Genomic DNA, 20010 nt, shown 5'->3' with positions numbered 1-20010 from the left:
TTTCAAGCGCTCAAGATCTGCGCATCCAGACGATGCAGCGCTCGGCATCGAGCCCCGGAACGGCCAGTGGTTCCACGTGAAACATCTGGACTTCAGCGGGCAGCGCGGCGATTTCGTTCTGCGGCCGCTTGCCCTTCATCGCCAGCCAGACACCGTCTTCTGCCAGCGCCTGGAGCGACCAGGCGGTGAAGTCCGCCAGCGCGGCAAAGGCGCGGCAGCTGATGACGTCGAACGGGCCGGCCAGGCTTTCCACCCGGGCGTGGATACCGTGCAGGTTCTTCATTCCCAGCACCGCGGCGGCCTGCTGGATAAAGGCGGCCTTTTTGGCGACGGTGTCCACACAGCTGACATCGAGTTGCGGGCAACAGATGGCGAACACCACGCCCGGCAGGCCGCCGCCGCTGCCCACGTCCAGCAGCCGCTGCCCTGCCCTGCCGCCCGGCCCCTCCAAGTGGCGCTGCAGCGCCGGCACCACGGCCAGGCTGTCGAGCAGGTGGTGGGTCAGCATTTCGTCCTGGCTGCGCAGTGCGGTCAGGTTGTAGACCTTGTTCCATTTGTGCAGCAGCTCGGCAAACGTCAGCAATTGCGTGATCTGCGCGTCCGACAGCTGCAGGTCCAAGGATTGCAACCCACCGCGCAGTGATTGCTCGAAATTCATGCCCGCGCCTCCGCGGCAAAGCCCTTGAAACCACCCTTCTTCAGATGCACCAGCAGCAGCGAGATGGCCGCCGGAGTGACCCCGGAGATGCGCGAAGCCTGGCCCAGCGTCTCTGGGCGGCGTTTTTGCAGCGTCTGGCGCACCTCGATCGACAGCGCGGCGACCTGCATGTAGTCCAGATCAGGCGGCAGGCGCAGGTTTTCAAAATGGGCCGCTCGCTCCACATCGTCCTTTTGCCGGTCGATGTAGCCGCTGTATTTGGCGGCAATTTCCACTTGCTCGATCACCGGCGCACTCAGCTCGGCCAGGGCTTCTACACCCACGTCGCTGCTTGCATGCTTGCCGCCATCCAGGCTCATCAGGCTGGCGTAGCTCACGTCGGGGCGACGCAACAGGTCAAACAGCTTGTATTCATGCTCGATGGCCTTGCCCAGCACGCGCTCAGACTCTGCCGCCGGCAGGTTGCGCGGATTGACCCAGGTCGTCTTGAGGCGCTGTGTTTCACGTGAAACAGCGTCGCGCTTGCGGCTGAAGGCGTCCCAGCGCGCGTCGTCGACCAGACCCAACTGGCGGCCGATCTCGGTCAGGCGCATGTCGGCGTTGTCCTCGCGCAGTTGCAGGCGAAACTCCGCCCGGCTGGTGAACATGCGGTAGGGCTCGGTCACGCCCTTGGTAATCAGGTCGTCAACCAGCACACCCAGATAGGCGTCGCTGCGCGCCGGCACCCAGGGCGCCTCGCCGCGGCATTGCAGCGCGGCGTTCAGACCGGCGTACAGCCCCTGGGCCGCGGCCTCTTCATAGCCCGTCGTGCCGTTGATCTGCCCGGCAAAGAACAGGCCCTGAATCTGCCTCGTCTCAAAGCTGGCCTTGAGCGAGCGCGGGTCGAAATAGTCGTACTCAATGGCGTAGCCCGGGCGCAGGATGTGGGCGTTCTCCAGCCCTTTCATCGATCGCACCAGCGCCAGCTGGATGTCGAACGGCAGGCTGGTGGAGATGCCGTTGGGGTAGAACTCGTGCGTGGTCAGGCCCTCGGGCTCCAGAAAAATCTGGTGGCTGTCCTTGTCGGCAAAGCGGTTGATCTTGTCCTCGACGCTGGGGCAGTAGCGCGGCCCCACGCCCTCGATCTTGCCGGTGAACATCGGGCTGCGGTCAAATCCGCTCCTGATGATCTCGTGCGTGCGCTCGTTGGTCCAGGTGATCCAGCACGGCACCTGGCGCGGGTGCATCACCGCGCTGCCCATGAAGCTGAACACCGGCAACTGGCCCTCGTTCACGCCGCCGGGCATGCCGTCGCCGGGCTGCTCTTCGCACTGGCTGAAGTCGATGCTGCGCCCGTCGATGCGCGGCGGCGTGCCCGTCTTCAGCCGCCCCTGCGGCAGCTGCAACTCCTTGAGTCGCGCCGACAGCGACACCGCCGGTGGATCTCCTGCCCTGCCGCCCTGGTAGTTGTTCAGGCCAACGTGGATCTTGCCATCCAGGAAAGTGCCCGCCGTCAGCACCACGGCACGGGCGCGAAAGCGCAGTCCGATCTGCGTGACCGCGCCCACCACCCGCTCGCCCTCGACCATCAGGTCATCGACGGCCTGCTGGAACAGCCACAGATTGGGCTGGCTCTCCAGCCGGTGGCGAATTGCCGCCTTGTACAGAATTCGGTCTGCCTGCGCCCGCGTGGCGCGCACCGCCGGCCCTTTGCTGCTGTTGAGCGTGCGGAACTGAATACCCGCCTCGTCGGTCGCCAGCGCCATGGCGCCGCCCAGCGCGTCCACCTCTTTCACCAAATGGCCCTTGCCGATGCCGCCAATGCTGGGGTTGCAGCTCATCTGCCCCAGGGTCTCGATGTTGTGCGTCAGCAGCAAGGTGGCGCAGCCCATACGGGCACTGGCAAGCGCCGCCTCGGTACCGGCGTGGCCGCCGCCGACGACGATGACGTCAAACTCCTGGGGATACAACATGATGGATCGAGAAATTGCGAGAAAACCCATAATTTTCCCATCTTTGGTTTGGGATGTCCCCGGCCACGGTTTACCCACCGCAGCGTAACTGCCCAAACCCCGCCAGCAACGGCCCACACCGGCTCCAGGCCGGCGGCAATCAACCACATCTGCAAGATGGCAGCACAACGCATAGCATTGGTGTTTTCACACAAGGAGATCACACCATGAAGCTGTACTACTCGCCCGGCGCCTGCTCGCTCTCGCCCCACATCATTCTGGAAGAGACCGGCCTGACGTGCGAACTGGTGCTGGCCAGCACCAAGAGCCACAAGCTGCAGGACGGCACCGACTACTACACGATCAACCCGCTGGGCTATGTTCCAGTGCTCGAACTGGACGACGGCACCCGCCTGCGCGAAGGCCCGGTCATCGTCCAGTACCTGGCCCACCAGGTGCCACAGAAGAACCTGGTTCCAGCCCAGGGCACCATGGCGCATTACCACCTGCTGGAGTGGCTCACCTTCATCGGCACCGAGGTTCACAAGGGCTTCTCGCCACTGTTCAGCCCCGCTACGCCCGAGGAATACAAGACGCAGGCAAAGGAGAAACTGCTCTCCCGCCTGCAATGGATCGACGGCCAGCTGGCCGGCAAGCAATACCTGCTGGGCAACGACTTCAGCGTGGCCGATGCCTATTTGTTCACCGTCACCAACTGGGCGCAGTTCGTCGGCCCGGACATCTCGCACCTGAAGAACCTGTCGGCATACCGCGATCGGGTGGCGGCACGCCCGGCCGTGCAGGCTGCCATGAAGGCGGAAGGCCTGCTCAAGTAACGCCGCCTGCGGGTTCACCCATGCCCGCAGTCACACCGCCCATGTTCCTGTTTCACGTGAAACAGGAACATGCTTCAAGAAAGAGCGCCATGACCACCCTCTTCGACCCCATTCATGCGGGCTCCCTGCACCTGGCCAACCGCATTGCCATGGCTCCGCTGACGCGCAACCGCAGCCCCGAAGCCATCCCCAATGCGATGAACGCGCGCTACTATGCCCAGCGCGCCAGCGCCGGCCTGATCATCACCGAGGGCACGGCCATCAGCCCCCAGGGCCAGGGCTATGCCGACGTGCCCGGCCTATACGGCACCGACCAGCTGCAGGGCTGGAAGCAGGTCACGCAAGCCGTGCATGAGCGCGGCGGATGCATCGTCACGCAACTGTGGCACGTGGGTCGCGTGTCGCACCACTGGCTGCAGCCGCAAGAGCGCGAACCCGTTGGCCCTTCTGCACTGCGCGCCGAGGCCAAGACCTATCTGATCGATCCGACTACCGGCAAGGGCGGTTTCATACCCACGTCGCAGCCACGCGCGCTCGACGCCGAGGAGCTGCCCGACATCGTCCACAGCTACGCCACCGCAGCGCGCAACGCGGTGGAAGGCGCAGGCTTTGACGGCGTGGAAATCCACGGCGCCAACGGCTACCTGCTCGACCAGTTCCTCAAGGACGGCGCCAACCAGCGCCGCGACGACTACGGCGGTGCCATTCCCAACCGCGCCCGCCTGATGCTCGAAGTGGTGCGCGCGGTCTGCGACGCCGTCGGCAGCGGCCGCGTCGGCCTGCGGCTGTCTCCGGTCACGCCAGCCAACGGCATCACCGACAGCCACCCCCAGCCGCTGTTCGACTACCTGGCCCGCCACCTCGCGCCGTTGGGCCTGTCCTACATCCACGTGATCGAAGGCGCCACCGGCGGGCCGCGCACAGTCGAAGGCCACCCCTTCGACTACGCCGCCTTCAAGGCCGCCTACCGCAACGCCGGCGGGCAAGGCGCATGGATGGTCAACAACGGCTACGACCGCGCCATGGCGATCGACGCCGTGGCCAGCGGCGCGGCGGATATCGTCGCCTTCGGCAAGGACTACATCTCCAACCCCGACCTGGCCGAGCGCCTGCGCAGCGGCGCACCGCTCAACGCCTGGGACAAGACCACCTTCTACGGTGGCACCGAACCCGGCTATACCGACTACCCTGCCCTCGGCGTAACGGCGCCCTGACGCCGCGCGGCGCATGCATGGGGTTGGGACGGCTTGCCAAAGCACTTGACTCTGACATCATGGCAAGGTGCAACATACCAGCCATTCCCAACCAATCCATCAGGAGGACTCCATGCAATACCAGTTCACAGTCGACGGCATGACCTGCGGCCACTGCGAGCGTGCCGTCGTACACGCCGTGCGTCAGGTCGACACCGACGCCATCGTCAAGGTCGACCTCGAAACCAAGCAGGTCAACGTCAGCAGCGACAAGGCTGCGCGCGACGCCATCGCCAACGCCATCCAGGAAGAGGGCTACAAGGTTCTCGCATGAACGCAGCGACGTCGGGCGCCGCGCACTGGCCCGTGGCCATTGGCCAGGCGGCCGAGCGCGCCGGTGTTTCGGCGCGCATGGTGCGCCACTATGAAAGCCTTGGCCTGCTGCCGCCGGTAGCGCGCACCGACGGCGGCTACCGCCAGTACACCGAGGCAGACGTGCACACCCTGCGCTTCATCCGCCGTGCACGCGACCTGGGCTTCTCGATGGACGAGATCGCCCAGCTGCTGGGCCTGTGGCAAGACAAGCAACGCGCCAGCGCCCAAGTCAAGCAGATCGCGCAAAAGCACATCGCCAGCCTGACCGAACGCATCGCCGCCATGCAGGCCATGCAGCGCAGCCTGCAGGCGCTGGTGGCCTGCTGCCATGGCGACGAGCGACCCGATTGCCCCATCCTCGACGACCTGGCAGCCGAGTAGGGACGTGTCTACGGTCTTGTCAAAACACCGCCCAGCAGCGTGCCAATGCACTGCTCGGCAACCTGCTCCGCGCCGTAGTCGCCACCCGGCTGGTACCAGCGGCCAATCCAGCTCAGGGCGCCGGCGATCACGAAGGCCGTAATCTTGGGGTCGCAGGGCGCGAGCGACCCCTCCTCCACCCCCTGCGCCACCAGGCGGCGAAAGGCCAGGTCAATCTCGCGCTTCATGCGGCGCAGCTCGGTGCGGCTGGGTTCGGGCACTTCCTCATCGCCCACACGGATCAGGCACATGCCGAAGGGCTGGGTGACGATGTCGGCATACACCTGCATGCAGGCGCGGAGCATGTCCACGGCGTTGCCGCCGGCGGCGCGCGAAGCCTCGATGCCATCCAGCGTCATGTGCAGCCCCTTCTTCACGCACTCCAGCAGGATCTCGTCCTTGTTCTTCACGTAGTAGTACAGCGTGGGCTTGCTCACGTGCAGGCTGGCGGCAATGTCGTCCAGCGACGTGGCGTGAAAGCCGCGCTCGTTGAACATCTGCGCGGCCGTAGAAAGCACCGCGTTGCGCTTGGCCTCGCGCTGCTGCGCGCGCGCGGGGGCGTCGGCCCAGGGTGAATCTTCCTGGCCCGTACTGCGCCGACGTACGCCGGCCTTGGCCGCCGTTGCCCTGGAACCTGCGGGTGATGCGCCCATGCCGGTAACTCCTGCGTATCCCGGGTTATTCCTGATGCCTGAACAGGCTGGTCTAACCAAAAATCTACTTTCAAGTAACTAGTCTACGTAAAAGTAGATAGATCACCGGTTCGCACAAACCCGTAGAGGAAGCCGATGGAGACAACCAGACCCTTGTTGCAGGTGGATGCCGTCACGCTGGCCTTTGGCGGCGTGCGCGCGCTGTCGGGGGTCAGTTTCAGCGTGCAGCCGGGCTCGATCACCGCGGTGATCGGCCCCAACGGCGCGGGCAAGACGTCGCTGTTCAACACCATCTCGGGCTTCTACCGCCCGACCGAGGGCAGCATCCGGTTCAAGGGCCAGGAGATCACGCGCATCCCCGCGCCGCAGCGCGCGCGCATGGGCCTGGGGCGCAGCTTCCAGAACATCGCGCTGTTTCGCGGCATGACGGTGCTCGACAACATCAAGCTCGGGCGCCACGCGCACCTGAAAACCAACGTCTTCGACGCCTTGTTCTACCTGGGCCGCGCGCGCCGCGAAGAGGCCGCGCTGCGCCGCGACATCGAGGAACGCATCATCGATTTCCTGGAGATAGACCACATCCGCCACGCCCCCGTCTCGGCCCTGTCCTACGGCCTGCAAAAGCGCGTGGAGATGGCGCGCGCGCTGGCCATGCAGCCCGAGATCCTGATGCTCGACGAGCCCGTGGCCGGCATGAACCGCGAGGAGACCGAGGACATGGCGCGCTTCATCCTCGACGTGCGCGCCGAGTGGGGCGTGACGGTGCTGATGGTCGAGCACGACATGGGCATGGTGATGGATTTGTCGGACCACGTGGTGGTGCTCAACTTCGGCCAGGTCATCGCCCAGGGCGTGCCCGCCGTGGTGCAGGCCGACCCGGAAGTGACCCGCGCCTACCTGGGCTCGGGCAACGTCGATGAACTGCGCGCCAAGCTGCAGGCCGCATCCCGGCCCCGGGCCGCCACCACGGGAGCCGCATGATGGACTGGGCCTTTCTGTTCGAGATCAGCCTGACCGGCCTGGCCAGCGGCGGCCTGTACGCGCTGGCGGCGCTGGCCTTCGTGGTGGTCTACAAGGCCACGCGCGTGGTCAACCTGGCCATCGGCGAGATGCTGATGGCCGGCGGCTACCTGTTCTTCACCTTCGCCGCGATGTGGGCGCTGCCGCTGTGGCTGGCGATTCCCGCCGCGGTGCTGGCGGCGGGCGTGCTCGGCGGCGTGATCGAGCGCACCATGATCCGCCCGCTGCTGGGCGAGCCGGAGATCTCGGTGTTCATGGTCACCGTCGGCCTGTCCTCGGTGCTGATCGGGCTGGTGGAGATCCTCTGGAGTGCCGACCAGCGCCGCCTGCCGGACTTCATGCCCAGCGCGCCAATCATGGTCGGCGACGCCTTCCTCGCGCCCAAGGTGTTCTGGGGCGCGGTGGTGGCCGCCGTGTTCATCGCCGCCGTGCTCCTGCTGTTTCGCTACTGGAGGGGCGGCGTCGCGCTGCGCGCCACGGCCAGCGACCAGGGCGCGGCGTATTCGGTGGGCATCAACGTGCCGCGCGTGTTTTCGCTCGCCTGGGTGGCGTCCGCCATGCTGGCGGCCGTCTCCGGGATCATCGTCGGCTCGATCGGCGGCATCTCCAGCAGCATGGGCGTGTTCGGTCTGTCAGTGCTGGTGGTGGTCATCGTCGGCGGGCTCGACAGCGTGCTCGGCGCGCTGGTCGCCGGTCTGCTGATCGGCCTGGTCGAAGCCCTGGCCGGCGCCTACCTGGGCGGCGAATACAAGCTGCTGGCGACTTTCGTGGTGCTGGTGGCCATCCTGATGCTGCGGCCCTACGGCCTGTTCGGCACGCACGAGATCGAACGGCTATGACACGACGCGCTTGGCTGCCTCGCTCCTTCCCCCACAGGGGGAAGGCTGGGATGGGGGCGGCGTGGTTCAGGCGCACGGCAGCTGTGCATCAGCGGCCGCTGCCCCCCGCCCCTACCCTCCTCCAGCGGGGGAGGGAGAAGAAAACAGCGGCATTTTTCACCATGGATCATTGAAATGCGCATCGGAACCCTCAAGGAAAGCTACGTCGCCGACGCGGCGTTGTTCGACTCGCGCACCCAGCATGCCTGGCTGGCGCTGGCCGCTGCGCTGCTGGTGCTGTTTCCCTTCGTCGCCAGCGACTACTGGCTCTACCTGGCCTGCCTGGTGGCGATCAACGTGGCCAGCAGCACGGGGCTCAACATCCTGACCGGCTACACCGGACTGGTCAGCCTGGGGCAGGCGGCCTTCATGGGCCTGGGCGCGTACACCGTGGCCATCCTGCAGGCGCGCTGGGGTACGCCGTTTCTGCTCAACCTGCTGACGGGCGGCGTGGTGGCAATGCTGGGCGGCATCGTGGTCGGTATTCCGTCGCTGCGCGTCAAGGGGCTGTACCTGGCCATCGTGACCATCGCAGCCTCGTTCATCGCGCATTTCCTGTTCGCCAATTTCGACTTCACGGGCGGCACGGCGGGGTTGTCGCTGCCGCCGGCGCGCATCTTCGGCGTGGACCTCGATACCTCGTTTCGCCTGTACTGGCTCATCGTGCCGGTGATGCTGTTGATGCTTTTCGGCGCGGCCAACCTGTTTCGCACGCGCATCGGGCGCGCCTTCATCGCGATTCGCGACCGCGACATCTCGGCCGAGGTGCTGGGCATACCGCTGCTCAAGTACAAGCTGCTGTCATTCGGCCTGTCGTCGTTCTACGCCGGCGTGGCAGGCGGGCTGTGGGCGTATTTCTTCCGCGTGGTCACGCCCGAGAGCTTTCCGCTGTCGATGTCGATCTTCTTCCTGGCGGCCATCATCGTCGGCGGCATGGGTTCGATCCTGGGCGCCATCCTGGGCGCGGTGTTCATGACGCTGGTGCCCGAGCTGCTCAAGCTGGTGTTCGACTGGCTGCCCGGCGGCATCGAGCTGGCCGTCTTCCTCTCGCCGGTGCGCCTGGTGGTGTTTGGCGCGCTGATCATCGGTTTTCTGGTCTTCGAGCCACTGGGGCTCGCAGAAATGTGGCGGCGCACGCGCCGGTTCTTTCACCTGTGGCCCTTCAAAAACTAGCCACTGATTCCATCGGACAAGGAGACAGACATGAACCCGCAAGGACTTTCCCCCCGCCGCCGCAGCCTGGTGCTGGGCGCCGCCGCGGCCGGTGCCGCCGCCCTCGCCCAGCCGCTGTCGGTGCTGGCGCAAAGCGCCGACGAGATCGTCATCGGCGGCTCGATCCCGATGACCGGCGTATTCGCCTTTGCCGGCGTGGGCATCAACGCCGGCATCCAGGACTACGTGAAGATCATCAACGACGCCGGCGGCATCAAGGGCCGCAAGGTGCGCTACGTGCCCGAGGACACGGCGTACAAGGTGGACATGTCGGTGGCCGCGTACAAGAAGATCACCAGCCAGAACAAGGTCAACCTGTACTACGGCGACTCCACCGGCTTTGCCAAGACCATCAACCCCGAGCTGGAGAGGAACGGCGGCATCCTGATGGCCGGCGCCTCGTTCGCCACCGAATTGAACGACCCGAAGAAGTACCCGCACCAGTTCCTGGTCGGCCCCGACTACACCGAGATGTTCGGCATATTGCTGAAACACATCGCCAAGGAAAAGCCCGGCGCCAAGGTGGCCTTCGTCTACTCCGACTCCGAGTTCGGCCGCGATCCGATCGACTCCAGCGAAGCGCTGGCCAAGCAGCTGGGCCTGTCGGTGCCGATCAAGATCATGACCCCCGCCGGCAGCGTGGACGTGTCCACCGAGGTCATCAAGCTGCGCCGCGCCAGGCCCGACTACACCATCTTCCACGGCTACATCCTGGCGCCCATCCCCGAGTTCATCACCCAGGGCAAGCAGCAGGGCATGACGAGCAAGTGGATGGGCACCTTCTGGACCATGGACAGCTCCACCGTGATGAAGATGGGCGCCGACGGCGACGGCTTCATGGGCGTGATGCCCTACCGCTACTACTACGACACCGAGCGCGCCCCGATGCTGGAGAAGATCCGCGCGATGCGCCCGGAGTACCAGAGCACGGCCTATATGCAGGGCTTTCTCGCCACCATGCTGTTCCTCGAATCGGCCAGGCGCTGCCTGGACGGCAACAAGCCGCTCACCGGCGACAACCTAAAGGCGGCGCTGAACTCCATCAAGGACTTCGACACCGGCGGCGTGATCGGCGTGCCCATCACCATCAGCGGCAACTCCATCCCGGTGGGGCGCGTCTACAAGGCCGACATGAAGACGCAGAAGATGGTCGCCGCGTCCGATTGGATCAAGCTCTGACGTTTTCCTCCCTCCCCCTCTGGGGGAGGGCTGGGGTGGGGGCCTACGGCGCAATGCGCAGCCAGCGCCTGAACCGGCCGCCCCCATCCCTGCCTTCCCCCGGTGGAGGAAGGAGCAATGAACGCAATCGCCGCGAGACGCCATGAATTCCCCTCCTCCCATCCTCGAAGTCAACAACATCGAGGTCATCTACAACAAGGTCGTCCAGGCCCTGCGCGGCCTGTCGCTGGCCGTGCCGCGCGGGCAAATCGTGGCGCTGCTGGGCAGCAACGGCGCGGGCAAGAGCACCACGCTCAAGGCGGTGTCCAACCTGCTGGCACTCGAAGACGGGCAGCTGGCCGCCGGCAGCATCCGCTTTGCCGGCCAGGACACGGCCCGGCTGGCGCCGCACACCCTGGTGCGCAGCGGCCTGTCGCACGTGATGGAGGGGCGGCGCATCTTCGAGGATCTGACGATCGAGGAAAACCTCGTCGCCTCGACCTACGCGCTGGCCGGCCGCGAGGGAGCGGCCCCGCCCGACTTCGACCTGGTCTACGAATATTTCCCGCGCCTGCACGAGCGCCGCAAGGGCCTGGCCGGCTACCTGTCGGGCGGCGAGCAGCAGATGCTGGCCATCGGCCGGGCGCTGATCGCCCAGCCGCAGCTCATCCTGCTCGACGAGCCGTCGCTCGGCCTCTCGCCCAAGCTCACCGAAGACATTTTTTCCATCATCGCTCGCATCAACGCCGAGCGCGGCACCTCGATGCTGCTGGTCGAGCAGAACGCCACCGTGGCGCTGGCCGTAGCGCACAGCGGCTACATCATGGAGAACGGCAAGATCGTCATCGACGGCACGGCCGAACGTCTGGCCAGCGACCCGGACGTGCGCGAGTTCTACCTTGGCATGGGCGGCAGCGGCGAGGCCAAGAGCTTCAAAGAGATCAAGCACTACAAACGGCGCAAAAGATGGCTGTCATGAATCTCCCTGAACTCACCCTGCCCCAGATGCTGCGCGAGCGCGCACACACGGACGCCGAGCGCGTGGCCATCCGGCAAAAGGACTTCGGCATCTGGAAGCCCTTCACCTGGGCGCAGTACTACGAGCGCGCCGCGCATTTCGGCCAGGGGCTGCTGCAGCTGGGATTGGGCGCGGGCGGCCACGTCGGCGTGATTGCCGAGAACCGCATCGAATGGGTGCTGGCGCAGATGGGCGCGGGCCTGGTGGGCGGCATCACCGTGGGCGTCTACCCGACCAGCCCCAGCCCCGAGGTAGCCTATGTGGTCGGCCACGCCGACATCGCCATCATGGTCTGCGAGGATCAGGAGCAGACCGACAAGGTGCTCGATGCGCTCGACCAGTTGCCACTGCTGAAAAAAATCATCGTGATGGAACCGAAGGGCCTGCGCAGCTGTGCCCCCGAGCACCGCGCGCTGATCACGACCTTCGACGAGGTCGAGCAGCTGGGCCGCAGCCGGCATGATCCGGCGCACATCGACGCGCTGCTGGCACGCCAGCAGCTCGACGACGTGGGCCTGATGATCTACACCTCGGGCTCCACCGGCAAACCCAAGGGCGCGATGATCTCGTGGCGCAACATGCGCGGCGTCACGCCCGGCATCGTCGAGCGCCTGCAGCTGAGCGGCAGCACCACCCACCTGTCCTACCTGCCGCTGTGCCACGTGGCCGAGCAGATGTTGACCACCTTCGTACCGCTGTACCTGAGCTCCACGGTCAACTTTGGCGAATCGATCCGCACCGTGCAGGAAGACTTGCGCGAGGTGGCGCCGACCATGTTCCTGGGCGTGCCGCGCATCTGGGAGAAGCTGCATTCCTCCATCAGCATCAAGATGCAGGAGACCGGGCCGCTGCGCCGCGCGCTGTACGCACACGCCCTGGCCGCCTGCGCGCCGCTGGCCGACACACCGCGCGCCCAATGGGGCCTGGCCGAACGCCTGCGCTACGCGGCGTATTACTGGCTGGTGCTGCGCGCGCTGCAGAACTTCATCGGCCTGCGCGAGGCCACCGTGGCGCTCACCGGCGCCGCGCCGATCGCGCCCGAGGTGGTGCGCTTCTTCCGCACCCTGGGTGTGCCGCTCATCGAGGTCTACGGACTGACCGAATCGACCGGCATGGTCACTGGCCACCGGCTCGATGACGTGGCCATCGGCACCGTCGGGCCCGTCATCGAGGGCGTGCAGTACCGCATCGCCGACAGCGGCGAATTCCAGATCCGCGGCGACATGGTCTTCGCCGGCTACTACAAGAATCCCGAGGCCACGGCGCAGAGCATCCAGGACGGCTGGCTGCACACCGGCGACGTGGTGCGCGAGGAGCGCGGCCAAATCAAGATCGTCGATCGCTTGAAGGACATCATGATCACCGCCGGCGGCAAGAACCTGACGCCATCGGAGATCGAGAACACCATGAAGGCCAGCCCCTTCATCAAGGAATGCGTGATCGTCGCCGACGGGCGCAAGTTCGTCGGTGCGCTGGTGATGATCGACTACGAGACCGTGGGCAAATGGGCCGAGGCGCGGCGCCTGGCGTTCACGCATTTCCGCTCGCTGGTCGAGACGCCCGAGGTGCGCCAGCTGATCGATGCCGAGATCGCCAGCGGCAACGCCAGGCTGGCGCAGGTGGCGCAGATCCGCAAGTTTCACCTTTTGCCTAAGGAGCTGGACCACGACGACGGCGAAGTCACCGCTACCATGAAGGTGCGCCGCTCCAGCATCTACAAGACCTATGCGGCGGAGATCGAGGCCTTGTATGCATGACAGGTCGCGCCGGCAGCCATCAAACCAAAAGTAAATCCATATGACCACCACCCCCCTGCTCGTCACCCGCCAGGGCGCCATCGCCACGCTGCAATTCAACCGCCCAGAGGCCATGAACGCCCTGGATTTGGACACCGCCCAGGCGCTGCTGGCGGCAGTGCAAAGCATTGCGCAGGACACCAGCGTGCGCGCCGTACTGCTCAAGGGCTCGGGCCGCGCCTTCGTCGCTGGCGGCGACCTGGCGCTGCTGCGCGCCGATCCGGTACAGGGTGCGCGTGCGCTGCTCACACCACTCAACGAAGCCATGCTGCTGCTGCAGAACCTGGACGCTCCAGTCATAGCCCAGGTGCACGGAGCCGCGGCCGGCGCCGGCCTGTCGCTGATGCTGATGTGCGACTTCGTCCTGGCGGCCGAGGGCACCAAGTTCAACCTGGCCTACATCAATCTGGGCACCAGCTGCGACGTCGGCGCGTCCTGGGCGCTTCCGCGCCTGGTGGGTCTGCGCCACGCACTGGAGATCGCCATGCTGGGCGAGACCTTTGGTGCGGATGAAGCGCTGCGCCTGGGCCTGGTCAACCGCGTGCTGCCGGCCGCCGAGCTGGAGGACGCTGCCCAAGCCTTTGCCCAGCGCCTGGCCAGCGGGCCAACGCGCGCCTACGGCCACATGCGCCGGCTGATGCGCTCCAGTTTTGACCGCGACCTGGCCCCGCAGCTGCAGGCCGAGGCCCAGTCGTTTGACGCCTGCGCACGCACCGAAGACCTGCGCGAAGGGCTGGAAGCCTTTTTTGCCAAGCGCGCGCCGCAATTCAAGGGTCAATAGGCCCGCTGCGACATGAATGGCCGTCAGGCGGTCTGGTAGAACACCTCGACGCTCCCCTTGAGCGTGATCAGCAGCGGTCGTCCCTTGCGGTCGCGCGTCTTGCCGGCGGGCACCTTGATCCAACCCTCGCTGACGCAGTATTCCTCGACGTCCACACGCTCCTTGCCGTTGAAGCGCACGCCAATGTCTATCGGCTGCTGAAAAATCGCCGCCACATGGTGGGGGCTGCGCGGGTCGACGGCAAGGCGGTCAGGCAGGGCAATCAGGGAAGAATCGGTCACGGTGCAAACCAGGCGAAAGTGCAGAGGGAAGAAAGGGCGGCGCTCGGTGGCGGCTGCGCCGCCGGCCACCGCGCCAAAGTTTACTGCACGCCCGCTGCGCGATAGGCCTGGCGCAACTGCTGGATGTTGTTCAACATCGCCGTCGGCCCGCTGCTGTCCATCAGATGCACGAATCAGAAGCCGGCCGTCACATTCATCCAGTAGCGGCGGCCGTCGTATTGCGCACCGTAGGTGGAGTAATCCACCCGCTTGTCCAGCAGGTTGTAAATGCCTGCGCCCAGCTTGACGTTCCTGGACAGGGCGTAATTCAGGCCCAGATCCACGAAGGCGAACGACGGCGTTCCCTGGGCCATGCTGGTGCGGCTCAGGTATTCGGACGTTTTGCTTCGGAAGTTCATCCGGCCCCAGACACCCAGCGCCTGGGTGGCTTTCCAATCCAGCGTGGCGTTAAGCATGTGCTTGGGCATCTTGTTGAGCGGCCGCCCCTTGAAGTCGCCGCTCTTTTGCTCCGAGCGCGTATAGGTGTAATTGGAAGTCAGGCGCAAGCCCTCCTGGATCGCCCAGGTCGCCGTGGCCTCGATGCCGCGCATATTGGCCTTGTCCACGTTGACCCGGTCGCTCAAAAACTTGTACGTGGTGCCGTTGTAGACGCAGTTGCCGGTCACGATCGCGCTTCCATTGCCCGCCGTATCCGAGCAGCTGCGTATCTCGGTGATCTTGTCCTTGAACTCGGTGTTGAACAGCATCAGGCTGGCGTTCAGATTGCTGCGGTTGTCCCAAATCACACCGATTTCCTGGCTGGTGCTTTTCTCGGGCTTCAAATTGGGGTTGCCGATGATCCAGGCCGGGTCACCGCCGCCTCCGGTCAATTGCCCCGCAGCACTGCGCAAACCCGGCGCCTTGAAGCCAGCAGAAATACCTCCCTTGAAGCTGAACATCTCGGTGGCCTTCCATACGCCATACAGGCGCGGAGTCCAGTGCGTGCCGTAGTTTTCATCCTTGTTCATGCGCAGGCCGGTGGTCAGCGCAAAGCTGTCGGTCATGCTCCATTCGTTCTCGGCAAACAACGCCCACTGGTAGCGTTCCAGCCGACCGAGCTTGTTGCCGTTGTCCAGCAGATCTTCGTTTTTGAATGACATGCCCACCGTCGTCAAATGCCGGCCGCCGCCCAACGGCATGGTCAGCTGGCTGTTGAACTCGGTGTTCTTGATGTTCATGCTCCGCCCCGGGTTGTCCACCTCCTCTTGCTGCAAATAGGTGGTGGACGTTCCGACGGCCCAGCGTCCGGTGTGCGTCAGTGCGTACAAGGTCTTGTCATAGTCGCTCAACGACGAGGTATTGCCACTCCTGCCCGCCGTCGTACCGCGCTCCTGCTTGGTATGGCTGGCCTCGAACACCAAATCGTGATCCTTGTTGGGAGCAAGGCTGAGCTTGACCGTGCCCGAGCCCGTGTCCTGCTTGTTGAAGCCATTGAGGAAACGATCCTCGTTGCGGCGCGACTTCTGGCCATAGATCTGCAGACCCAGCACGTCATCTTTGACCGGACCACCGAGGAAAAATCCCGCCTGGTACATATCTCCCGCGTCCGAGGATTCCTGCTGCGTCGTCTCGGCGCGCACCGTGCCAGTCCAGGCCTTGGCCACCTTGCGGGTGATGATGTTGATCACGCCACCCATCGCATCCGAGCCATACAGCGACGACATTGGTCCACGCACCACCTCGATGCGCTCGATGGCGCTGATCGGCGGCAACCAGCCTTGCTCGATCCCGGAACCGTCGCTGTTGGGGCGAGTCTCGCGCGAGTTCTGGCGCCTGCCGTCGACCAGAATCATCGTGTAACCCGCTCCCATGCCGCGAATGCTGATGTCGCTGGAACTGCCGCCACCGGTCACCAGCACACCGGGCACGTCGCGCAAGGCATCGGTCACATCGCGATAAGCCTTTTTCTCCAACTCACCACGAGGAATCACGGTGATTGAAGCCGGTGCATCTTCCACCGCCTGCTCAAAACCCGAAGCCGTGATCACCATGGTGTCCAGGGTTCTGGCGTCTGGCGCCGACTGCGCCAAGGCAGGAGAGGCCAGGCCCAGCGCCACGATGGCGGCGGCAAAGGAAGAAGGACAAAGGATGGAAGAGGGAGGATGTGCCATGAAGATAAAAGTAATGCGTATGAGAATCAGTCTTGTTATCTTAACGAAAATTTACGCTTGATTTACCTTGGCAACACACCCAGGAAAGAAAACACGACCTACATCAAAAACATGCTCTTTCGAGCGTCAACCACCGGGTGCGTACAGCCTTTGGGACGTATTTCCAGACGGGGCAAGACCTGCAGAGCCGGGCGCGTCCACTGTCGGCACGCATCGGCATCAACGGCGCGATGGCGATCCTGGCCGGCATTTTTGCCGCCGGATGCAGCATGGATGTCCCTTGTGGATCAAGCTGGGGACAGTGCCGGCACAAGTGGCCAGTTGTCCACAAGCCATGCCGGCACGGCGTTTTTGTCCCCATTTCGGTGTCAGCTCGCGCACCGTCTCATCCCAAGGATTCAATGAATCGCAAATCATTGATTCATAGACAAAAAATGTAGTTGTCCACAGTTTGATGGCTGGCCTACTACTATTACTAATTAAAGAGATAGAAATAATGACAACCATAGTCGTGCAAATCGACACTGCCCCTCTCACCTTTTCCCATTCGCGGGATTGGATTCTTTCAAAGCGTTTGAAATCGCAGCGGCACCAACGGCGACCTGCCGTGCTTCGTTTGCAAATCGGGACTTATGGACTTACCGGCAAGTCCGTATCCAGCGCTCAAGGACGAACAGCGCGCCCAACGCCACCCAGAACGCAGTGAAACGCTCCGACCCGTCCCCAGGACAACAAAACGCACCTGGAGGCGCACAAGCCCGCGCAGACCATCTGGCGAGCGAGTAAACCGGCCTCCAGGACACGCAGTCTCCAGATGGCGGAATGTGTTTGTGGATAAACCTGGGCAGGGTTTCAGGAAAAGTCAGGTGTTTTCCACAGATGGCGCGTGACCGCGCGGTCTGTCCCCAATGCACAAGACACAAACCCCGGGCGTGCTACCCAGGGTTTGTCGAGCGTCAAGCAGTTGATTTGATGTAAGAAAAATTACTTTTCCACAGCATCGCGTGGTCTTCTACTACTACGACTATCTTTAAATATTGAATACAGGAAGAACAATAGCGGCGTTGCGACCACGGCTTCGCCGCCCTGTCTTTTGCTTCGGCGCGGCTCAGAACGGCGCGTCGTTCTCCGGCTGGTCGCTGCCGGTGAGCGGCATGGGCGCGCCGGGCTGGCCCGCCGGCGCCGCGCTGCGCCCTTCCCCATCCAGCGCCAGGATCAGGTCGGCCACCATCTGGCCCAGCTCAGTGGTCGCAATGGCCACGTCGGCGTCAAATCCGCCGTCGTCCTGCGTCTGGCCTTCCATCACCACGTCGGCAAATGCCAGTTTTTTCAACTGCAGCCCCTCGGTCAGCACAAAGTGCACCCGATCGTCCCAGGTCAGCGCCAGCTTGGTCGGCAGCTTGCCGGCCTGGATGTGCTCGCGTACCTCGTCGATGTCCAGCGGGTGGCGGGCATAGCGCACCACCGCCTTGTCCTCTCCTGCGCTCTTGAGCTCGCACTCTCGGTCGATGGAAAAGCCGGCCGGCGCCTCCTGCGACACCAGCCAGTGCGCCATTGCCGCCTGGGGGCTGGTCTGCGTGTCCAGCAGCGCCAGAGACAGCCCCGGCAGAGCCTCGACCAGCGCGGTCGTGATCTCATCCGCCCGCCCCTGGCTGGACGTGTCCAGCGCCAACAGGTGCGCCTGCGGGTCGATCCACACCCATGTCGTTCCCAGCTTGGTGAAGGCCATCGGCAGCAGATCCAGCCGCGCCTCGTCCTTGAGCTCCTTGCTTTCCTTCTTGCCGGGCTTGCGTCCGGTCTGCTGCTCGATCTGCTCGGCCTTCTCCTGCACCTTGCGCGCCAGCACGCTGGCGGGCAGCACCTTGGACTCGGCCATGAAGCGCAGAATCCACTGCCCGCCCACGCTCTCGGCCAGCAGGCCATGCGCTTCGCCGCGTGGCGGCACCCAGCCGCTGGAATGTTCCTGCGTAGCGCCGCAGGCGACGAATGGCGTCTTGGCCAGCGCCTGCTCGACGGCCGACAGATCGCCCTGCCAGTCCTGCGCAATGCGGTAAACGATGAGATTCTTGAACACCTGATTTCCTTCCAACAAACAAAAAAACGCTGATGCCCGGGCGCCTGTGGCGGCGTGCGGATCAACTGGACAGAACTTTACACAGGCGATGCACACGCACATTGCAACGCAACATCGGCCGCGCAAACTGCAGTCATCGTGAACCCCAACGCAAAGGAAGCACCATGATCCGATTCACCAAGACCACCCTCGTCGCCAGCCTGGCCTCGGCCCTGATGGTTCTGGGCGCAGCGCCCACCATGGCCGCCCCGGCCGCAGATGGCGCCGCCGCCGTGCAGCAGGACAAGCCCCCGCGCGCCGAGCGCCAGCAGCGCCGCGCCCTGACGCCCGAGCAGCGCCAGCAGGCCATGGCCCAGCGCATGGATGCGTTCAAGCAGAAGCTGCAGATCACGCCGCAGCAGCAAGGCGCCTGGGACGCCTTCGTGCAGGCGATGCAGCCCAGCCAGCACGCCCGCATCGAGCGCCAGGATCTGCGCAAGCTGACCACGCCCGAGCGCGTCGACCACATGCGTGCGCTGCGTGCCCAGCAAGGCGCCGACGCCGACCGCCGCGGCGACGCGCTCAAGACGCTGTACGCCGCGCTGACGCCTGACCAGCAAAAAACGCTGGACGAACAAGGCAACCGCTGGATGGCCAAGGATCACCGTGGCAGCGAGCACCGCGGCCACGCCATGAAGCACCACCGCGGTGACCACCAGGGCTGGAAGGGCCACGGCCCGCGCCACACACCCCAGCCGGCGCCGCAAGGTGCTGCAGGCCAGCCCAATACCTGAGTCAAGCTCCCGTCCATGTCCGGCGGCGCAACTGCGCCGCCGGGCCAGGCAATCAGCGGCAAGGCCTCATCCCCGTGGTGAGGCCTTTTTGCGTTCAGCCGTTGCAGTTTCGTTACACAATAGGAAGGCAAAGGATTCCCAATGACCTCCCTGTTCACCCTTCGACTGAGCGCCGCCCTGGCCGGCGCCGCCGCCAGCCTGGCCATGACGCCAGTCCAGGCACAGGCCCCATCCGCCGGCACTTTTGCCAACACCCCCGCCGTCTACCTGCAAGGCCAGTGGGCCAGGCATGGCACCAGCGCCGCCACCGTCGGCCTCATGCTGCCCTGGGACGGCTGGAGCATGGCGCTGTGGGGCGGCCAGTTGCGCGGCCTGTGGGACGTCTACTACAGCCGCTGGTCGTTCGATCGGGGCCCCGGAGGCAACGACAGCCTGAACCTGCTGGGCGTGACGCCCACGCTGCGCTGGTATTCCAACCAGGGCCGCTCGTCCTGGTTTGTCCAGGCCGGCATAGGCCTGACCTATGCCGACCACCGCTACTACACGCCGGCGCGCGAGTTCAGCACGCGCTTCAACTTTGCCGACCACATCGGCGTCGGCATCCACCTGGGCGCGCAGCGCCGCCACGAGTTGCAGTTGCGCATCGAGCACCTGTCCAACGCCGGCATCAAGCACCCCAATCCGGGCGAGAACTTCATCCAGGTGCGCTACGCGCTGCATTACTGATCTGATCCGGCGGCTGCGCCCGCCGGTCGGTGCATTCATTGCGGCGCCCTCGCCGCGATCCGTGTACGGCAAGCCGC

19 protein-coding genes are annotated in these 20010 nt (G+C 64.8%); 13 read left to right on the top strand and 6 right to left on the bottom strand.

Features of this window, described 5'->3' with window-relative positions:
- Positions 1–10: 10 nt before the first annotated feature.
- Positions 11–658 (bottom strand): 16S rRNA (guanine(527)-N(7))-methyltransferase RsmG, encoded by a 648-nt coding sequence (gene rsmG, locus ABD767_RS02670; protein ID WP_103044023.1) that lies wholly within the window; start codon positions 656–658, stop codon positions 11–13.
- Positions 655–2610 carry a tRNA uridine-5-carboxymethylaminomethyl(34) synthesis enzyme MnmG gene (gene mnmG, locus ABD767_RS02665; RefSeq protein ID WP_103044024.1) on the bottom strand — a complete coding sequence of 652 codons (1956 nt, stop codon included), beginning with the start codon at positions 2608–2610 and terminating at the stop codon, positions 655–657. The genes rsmG and mnmG overlap by 4 nt, the downstream gene beginning before the upstream one ends.
- A gap of 206 nt (positions 2611–2816) precedes the next feature.
- Here mnmG and gstA point away from each other — a divergent pair, with 206 nt between their 5' ends.
- From gstA to cueR, 4 genes are all read left to right on the top strand, one after another.
- Complete coding sequence (gstA, locus tag ABD767_RS02660; protein ID WP_103044025.1) at positions 2817–3425, top strand: glutathione transferase GstA; 609 nt, start codon at positions 2817–2819, stop codon at positions 3423–3425.
- Positions 3426–3514: 89 nt separating this feature from the next.
- Entirely contained in the window at positions 3515–4639 is a 1125-nt protein-coding gene (locus tag ABD767_RS02655; protein ID WP_103044026.1) for an oxidoreductase, read from the top strand.
- Between the two features lie 112 nt (positions 4640–4751).
- Entirely contained in the window at positions 4752–4952 is a 201-nt protein-coding gene (locus tag ABD767_RS02650) for a cation transporter (RefSeq protein WP_103044027.1), read from the top strand.
- Complete coding sequence (cueR, locus tag ABD767_RS02645; protein ID WP_103044028.1) at positions 4949–5374, top strand: Cu(I)-responsive transcriptional regulator; 426 nt, start codon at positions 4949–4951, stop codon at positions 5372–5374. The genes ABD767_RS02650 and cueR overlap by 4 nt, the downstream gene beginning before the upstream one ends.
- A gap of 8 nt (positions 5375–5382) precedes the next feature.
- Here cueR and ABD767_RS02640 read toward each other — a convergent pair whose 3' ends face one another.
- Positions 5383–6066, bottom strand: coding sequence for a TetR-type transcription factor C-terminal domain-containing protein (locus ABD767_RS02640; RefSeq protein WP_103044029.1), 684 nt, complete (start codon positions 6064–6066; stop codon positions 5383–5385).
- Between the two features lie 135 nt (positions 6067–6201).
- Here ABD767_RS02640 and ABD767_RS02635 point away from each other — a divergent pair, with 135 nt between their 5' ends.
- The 7 genes from ABD767_RS02635 (at position 6202) to ABD767_RS02605 (ending at position 13929) form a co-directional block, all read left to right on the top strand.
- Positions 6202–7047: an ATP-binding cassette domain-containing protein gene (locus ABD767_RS02635; protein WP_103044030.1), complete on the top strand. Its 846-nt coding sequence runs from the start codon at positions 6202–6204 to the stop codon at positions 7045–7047.
- A complete protein-coding gene (locus ABD767_RS02630; RefSeq protein WP_344868071.1) occupies positions 7047–7925 on the top strand; it encodes a branched-chain amino acid ABC transporter permease in 879 nt (292 codons plus the stop codon). The genes ABD767_RS02635 and ABD767_RS02630 overlap by 1 nt, the downstream gene beginning before the upstream one ends.
- 174 nt (positions 7926–8099) lie before the next feature.
- On the top strand, positions 8100–9137 hold the full coding sequence (locus ABD767_RS02625) for an ABC transporter permease subunit (RefSeq protein WP_103044032.1): 1038 nt from the start codon (positions 8100–8102) through the stop codon (positions 9135–9137).
- A gap of 30 nt (positions 9138–9167) precedes the next feature.
- Positions 9168–10355 carry an ABC transporter substrate-binding protein gene (locus tag ABD767_RS02620; protein ID WP_103044033.1) on the top strand — a complete coding sequence of 396 codons (1188 nt, stop codon included), beginning with the start codon at positions 9168–9170 and terminating at the stop codon, positions 10353–10355.
- 142 nt (positions 10356–10497) lie between these two features.
- Complete coding sequence (locus ABD767_RS02615; protein WP_103044034.1) at positions 10498–11313, top strand: ATP-binding cassette domain-containing protein; 816 nt, start codon at positions 10498–10500, stop codon at positions 11311–11313.
- Complete coding sequence (locus tag ABD767_RS02610; RefSeq protein ID WP_344868068.1) at positions 11310–13109, top strand: AMP-dependent synthetase/ligase; 1800 nt, start codon at positions 11310–11312, stop codon at positions 13107–13109. Before ABD767_RS02615 ends, ABD767_RS02610 begins: the two co-directional genes overlap by 4 nt.
- A gap of 40 nt (positions 13110–13149) precedes the next feature.
- Positions 13150–13929, top strand: a complete 780-nt coding sequence (locus ABD767_RS02605; RefSeq protein ID WP_103044036.1) for an enoyl-CoA hydratase-related protein — start codon at positions 13150–13152, stop codon at positions 13927–13929.
- 23 nt (positions 13930–13952) lie between these two features.
- On the opposite strand, the gene ABD767_RS02600 is transcribed toward ABD767_RS02605, so the two are convergent.
- The 3 genes from ABD767_RS02600 to ABD767_RS02590 form a co-directional block, all read right to left on the bottom strand.
- A complete protein-coding gene (locus ABD767_RS02600; RefSeq protein WP_103044056.1) occupies positions 13953–14210 on the bottom strand; it encodes a DUF3297 family protein in 258 nt (85 codons plus the stop codon).
- Positions 14211–14383: 173 nt separating this feature from the next.
- Positions 14384–16306, bottom strand: coding sequence for a ligand-gated channel protein (locus tag ABD767_RS02595; protein ID WP_344868064.1), 1923 nt, complete (start codon positions 16304–16306; stop codon positions 14384–14386).
- 1162 nt (positions 16307–17468) lie between these two features.
- Positions 17469–18434, bottom strand: coding sequence for a recombination-associated protein RdgC (locus ABD767_RS02590; protein WP_103044038.1), 966 nt, complete (start codon positions 18432–18434; stop codon positions 17469–17471).
- Between the two features lie 164 nt (positions 18435–18598).
- On the opposite strand from ABD767_RS02590, the gene ABD767_RS02585 reads away from it, so the two are divergent.
- Together ABD767_RS02585 and ABD767_RS02580 are read left to right on the top strand one after the other, a co-directional pair.
- Entirely contained in the window at positions 18599–19207 is a 609-nt protein-coding gene (locus ABD767_RS02585) for a Spy/CpxP family protein refolding chaperone (RefSeq protein ID WP_103044039.1), read from the top strand.
- A gap of 141 nt (positions 19208–19348) precedes the next feature.
- Complete coding sequence (locus tag ABD767_RS02580; protein ID WP_344868061.1) at positions 19349–19933, top strand: acyloxyacyl hydrolase; 585 nt, start codon at positions 19349–19351, stop codon at positions 19931–19933.
- Positions 19934–20010 lie beyond the last annotated feature (77 nt).

The sequence above is a fragment of the Comamonas faecalis genome (assembly GCF_039538025.1).
In the GTDB taxonomy this organism is placed as follows: domain Bacteria; phylum Pseudomonadota; class Gammaproteobacteria; order Burkholderiales; family Burkholderiaceae_C; genus Comamonas_C; species Comamonas_C faecalis.
This window is presented reverse-complemented; position numbering and strand designations above follow the sequence as displayed.